The sequence below is a fragment of the Acidithiobacillus sp. TH-A36 genome (genome assembly GCF_057473445.1).
This window is the reverse complement of the sequence record NZ_JBYCKP010000530.1, coordinates 1-3,827: the sequence shown is the minus strand read 5'-3', so window position 1 is coordinate 3,827 and position 3,827 is coordinate 1. Positions and strand designations below refer to the sequence as shown.

General features: G+C 57.8%; 4 protein-coding genes and 1 pseudogene. All 5 read right to left on the bottom strand.

Going from position 1 to position 3,827, the window contains the following annotated elements; genetic code table 11:
• Positions 1–310, bottom strand: a pseudogene (locus tag AC2VLY_RS13465) (LTA synthase family protein); the annotation flags it as partial.
• Positions 294–1,076 (bottom strand): SDR family NAD(P)-dependent oxidoreductase, encoded by a 783-nt coding sequence (locus AC2VLY_RS13460; protein WP_486893197.1) that lies wholly within the window; start codon positions 1,074–1,076, stop codon positions 294–296. The gene AC2VLY_RS13460 and the pseudogene AC2VLY_RS13465, both read right to left, overlap by 17 nt.
• Positions 983–2,293, bottom strand: coding sequence for a capsule biosynthesis protein (locus AC2VLY_RS13455; protein WP_193650129.1), 1,311 nt, complete (start codon positions 2,291–2,293; stop codon positions 983–985). The genes AC2VLY_RS13460 and AC2VLY_RS13455 overlap by 94 nt, the downstream gene beginning before the upstream one ends.
• On the bottom strand, positions 2,290–3,411 hold the full coding sequence (locus tag AC2VLY_RS13450) for a capsular polysaccharide export protein, LipB/KpsS family (protein WP_486893196.1): 1,122 nt from the start codon (positions 3,409–3,411) through the stop codon (positions 2,290–2,292). Before AC2VLY_RS13450 ends, AC2VLY_RS13455 begins: the two co-directional genes overlap by 4 nt.
• The coding region (locus tag AC2VLY_RS13445; RefSeq protein WP_486893195.1) for an aminotransferase class I/II-fold pyridoxal phosphate-dependent enzyme at positions 3,412–3,827 on the bottom strand (416 nt) is incomplete at its 5' end.

The following is a 3,827-nucleotide window of genomic DNA, read 5'->3' as shown; positions in this document are numbered from 1 at the left end:
TGATGGCATCGGTGAAGTATTCAAAGTCCATGAATACAAAAGGTTCACGCAGGCTGGCTTCTTTGGCATTACCCACCAGCACCACCGCCAGCCAGATACCGAGACCCGCCAGCATGGCAAATATCGGCCGCTGGACGATGAGCAGAAAGATTGTGAATATCAGCAGCCACAGGCCGCTATGGAGCAGGTAGGTCCATAAGGGGCGGCCCGGCAGTTTGGGGCGGGGGTGCAGCAACGCTTCGGCCGCAAACGACAGCAGCCAGCCGATGCCCAAACACCAGGGCCAGAGCAGTTCAGTCATGGTGGCCATTGTAGCCCATCAGGCCGACAATCCAGACGGAAATAGCGGCAGGAAGCACCGCCAGCCACCAGGTGCCGAAATTGAGGGGAAAGGGAAAGCTGATGCGCGCCTTGTTGCGGGCGAGCCCTTGGCGGATGAGTACCGCCGCGCGGGAGGGCTGCATGAGGAAAGGCTTGGGACCGGGCATTTCCCGACACATGACCGAGTCCACATAGCCGGGCATGATGACACTGATGCCAATGCCCTCTTTTCCCAGCCAGCCACGCAAGGCTTCGCCGTAGGCTTTGATGGCCGCTTTGGAGGCACAATAGCTGGGGGTGACAGGCAGGCCGAAGTAACCGGCCAGGGAGCTCATCAGGGCGATTTGTCCGGCATGGCGGGCGCGCATGGCGGGGAGCACGGCATCTACCAGTACCCGACTGGCGTGCAGATTCACGTCCATGAGCGCTTCGGCTTCTTCCCAGACTTCGCCGGATTCGTCGGGGCCGGTATTGATGTTCATGCCAGCGTTGGAAATGACCAGATCCAGCGGGCCGTTTTTTTCGCAATCCGCCACCCAGGCACGCAGGGTGGCACTGTCGCGCACGTCAAAACTGCGCTGGGTGACGATTGCGCCCCGGGTCTGGGCAGACTGCACAATGGCGTCCAGTTTTGCGCGGTTACGCCCATGCAGGTGCAGGGTTACGCCGGGTCGGGCGTAGGCGGCGACCAGGGCGGCGCCAATGGCGCTGGTCGCGCCGGTAAGAAGGATGGTTTGCGGAGATCGTTGCGGCATAAAAGTTCCTCTATGGGGGACTGTTGTAGTTCAAGTCTGGCAGCGGCGGTTTCCAGCGCCAGTTGCATACCGGTGTTGCAATAAAAGCCGCCGTTGATTTGGGTGCCATATATCAGCACCCGGCGGAATGCGGACCAGAGCTCCGGATCGGGAGCATGGGGCTGGTTCCAGAACTCGGCAAGACGCTGCTGACTGGTGAGACCAGCCACATTGTAAACCGGATCGGCCAGAGTAATCACCGGTTTTCCGGAGTTGAGTGCCCAGGTGCCCACCGTACTGTTGATGGTCACCACGCCCTCGCAATGCTGCAGGAAAAGTTCCAGATTTCCGTAATCATAATAATGAATCCGGTCAAGGATCCCGAGTTGCCGGGCGGTTTTCTGAGCAAAGGCTTCATAGGGAAGAATACCGGGGTCCAGGGGATGATTTTTGATGATCAGATGCAGGTCTTTGTCGGCATATTGGGCAAAAGATTCCAGACTCTGGCGAATAAAATCATAGGTATCACAAAATTCCGAATGACAGGTGATCTGGCTGTCACTGTAGAGCTGCAGAGGGAGCAAAAAAAAGGGCTGCCCCCTTTCAACGAATTGATAATTGCGGGCCAGATCGCTTTTCAGTCGGTGCCGGATTTTGGGGTAGCGGCGCACATACCAGAAGTATTCGCGAAGGGGATGCATGGGGGCGTGATGCCGATAATGCCGGTAGGCAACAGGGTTCAGAATATCGCCACTATGGTAAACCACGTCATGCAGGGCACGTATTTTGAACTTGCCGAGAAACGCCTGACTATTATCGGGTATGGGCACCCGGTCAATAATGTGACGATACCAGTCCGGGTCCTTGGGGAGTTGGGAATGGGCATTGACACCTCCCCTTTCCAGGGTCAACCAGAATGGCCGCAAATAACCTTCTTCAAAAACGTGGACCGCAACATTCTGCGCTTTGGCGTGGGTATGCACAGACTGATGCACCGGACGCTGGTCGCCAAAAAGCACGACATCGGTGATCTGTTCGCGCTGGAAAGTCTGCTGGAGAAATTCCGGCAGCACATCCAGGCTGTTGCGGAAATGCAGGGCCTTGCGCGGAAACCAGTAGACCATGTCTCCGCCACAAAACTGGACTTTCAGCACCTGATGGCCGCGCTGGACCAACCGGTCGGCGAGCAGGGCAAAAAACGGGCTGGCGACCCCTTGCAGAAACAGGAATTTCTTCATCGCACCCCCACCACCTGACGCAGCACCAACCGAAAGGCTTTGCGCCAGAACGGCAGGTGATAGTCGTTTGCACCACCGCGTTGGGCATGCAAGGCATTGACTGCAGCCTCGGGGCTGCAGAGACGTTGTTCCTGAGGGTGAATATAACGGGGATAGAGGATGAGCGCAGCAGCAACCAGGGCATCCAGACTGAGTAGGCGTTGCCGCCGGGGGATCGTTTCCTGGTCGTTGGTCAATCCCCATCCGGCATAGAATGGACTGCCATGACAGGTCACCGGTTTGTTGCGCAACAGTGCTTCAAAACCCGCTGCGGAGGTCATGACATGCACCTGATCTACCTGGGTCAGCAGTTGATGCATGCTGACATTGTGAACCACTTCGTCGCAGTAGGCAGTCGCCTGCTCTTCCCCCGCACCCACCCGGCGCAGCCCGGCACTGACGTCAGGGTGGGGTTTGTAAACCACATAGGCGTCGGGGTGCATTTCTCGCACTTTGCGCAGCAGCGCCAGATTACTCTGGGTGCTGGCGCTGCCCAAGGCAATGCTGGCGTCACTTTCCACCTGTCCGACGACCAGGATGACCTGGGTAACGGCCTGATTTTGGGCTAATGCCTGCGGGCCGGATTGTTGCTGTTTGCTGAACCGCCGGGCGGCGGGATGACTTTCAGGCGACCGAATGCTGGGCAGACGGGTTTCTGGCCGCTGCCAGCCCCCCTGCCCGACGTTATACTTGGTGAGTCCCAAAGCCACAATCTGCTCACGCAGGGCATGGGCGCGCTCCAGAAGCGTCGCATCAAAATCATGGGTGGCGAGTATTTGTTCAAGGTCCGATGCTTTGCTGGCGTCGTAATAAAGGCCGCTGCCATCAAAACAATAAGACAAGGGTGCAATCAGGTCAGCACCCAAGCCAATGGAGCGTAAAAAGCCATCCTCCACACGAATAATGGGATGACTCTCCGGCGCAGTTTGCGCTCCCCAGAGCAACAGAGTGGATCCTGCCGGTGCCTGACGGGTGTTGCGGATAAAGTGCAGTCGCGTCTCGGGCAGAAAGGCCCGCAGCGGCCCCTGTTTCCAGGCCGAAAATCCGACGGCGTATAAGTCTGCGGGAATTACCACCATTTAACACAAGCCTTTCAGCCTGATCAGGCTATCCCGGAGTTCTTCAGGGCTATGTTCGACGTTCAGGAAAAAACGCAGGCGCGCCTGTTTTTCCGGCACCGCTGGATAGAGGATGGGTTGCACATGCACGCCCTGCTCCAGCAATTGGGAAGAGAGCCGCACGGCCTGCAGGGAACTGCCAATAATCAGGGGGGTGATGGCATAACCGGCGCTGAACCCCGTATCCATCTGCTGCCTTTTCGCTTCTTCCAGAAAATATTGACCACGTTCGTGCAGGGTTTTGACCCTGTCTGGCTCTTTCTGGAGGATAGTCAGCGCCGTCAGGGCGGCGGCGGCCAGGGGCGGGGCCAGTCCGACACTATACAGGAACCCTGGTGCCAGATAGCGTAAGTTGTCGATCAGGGCCTGCTCTCCGG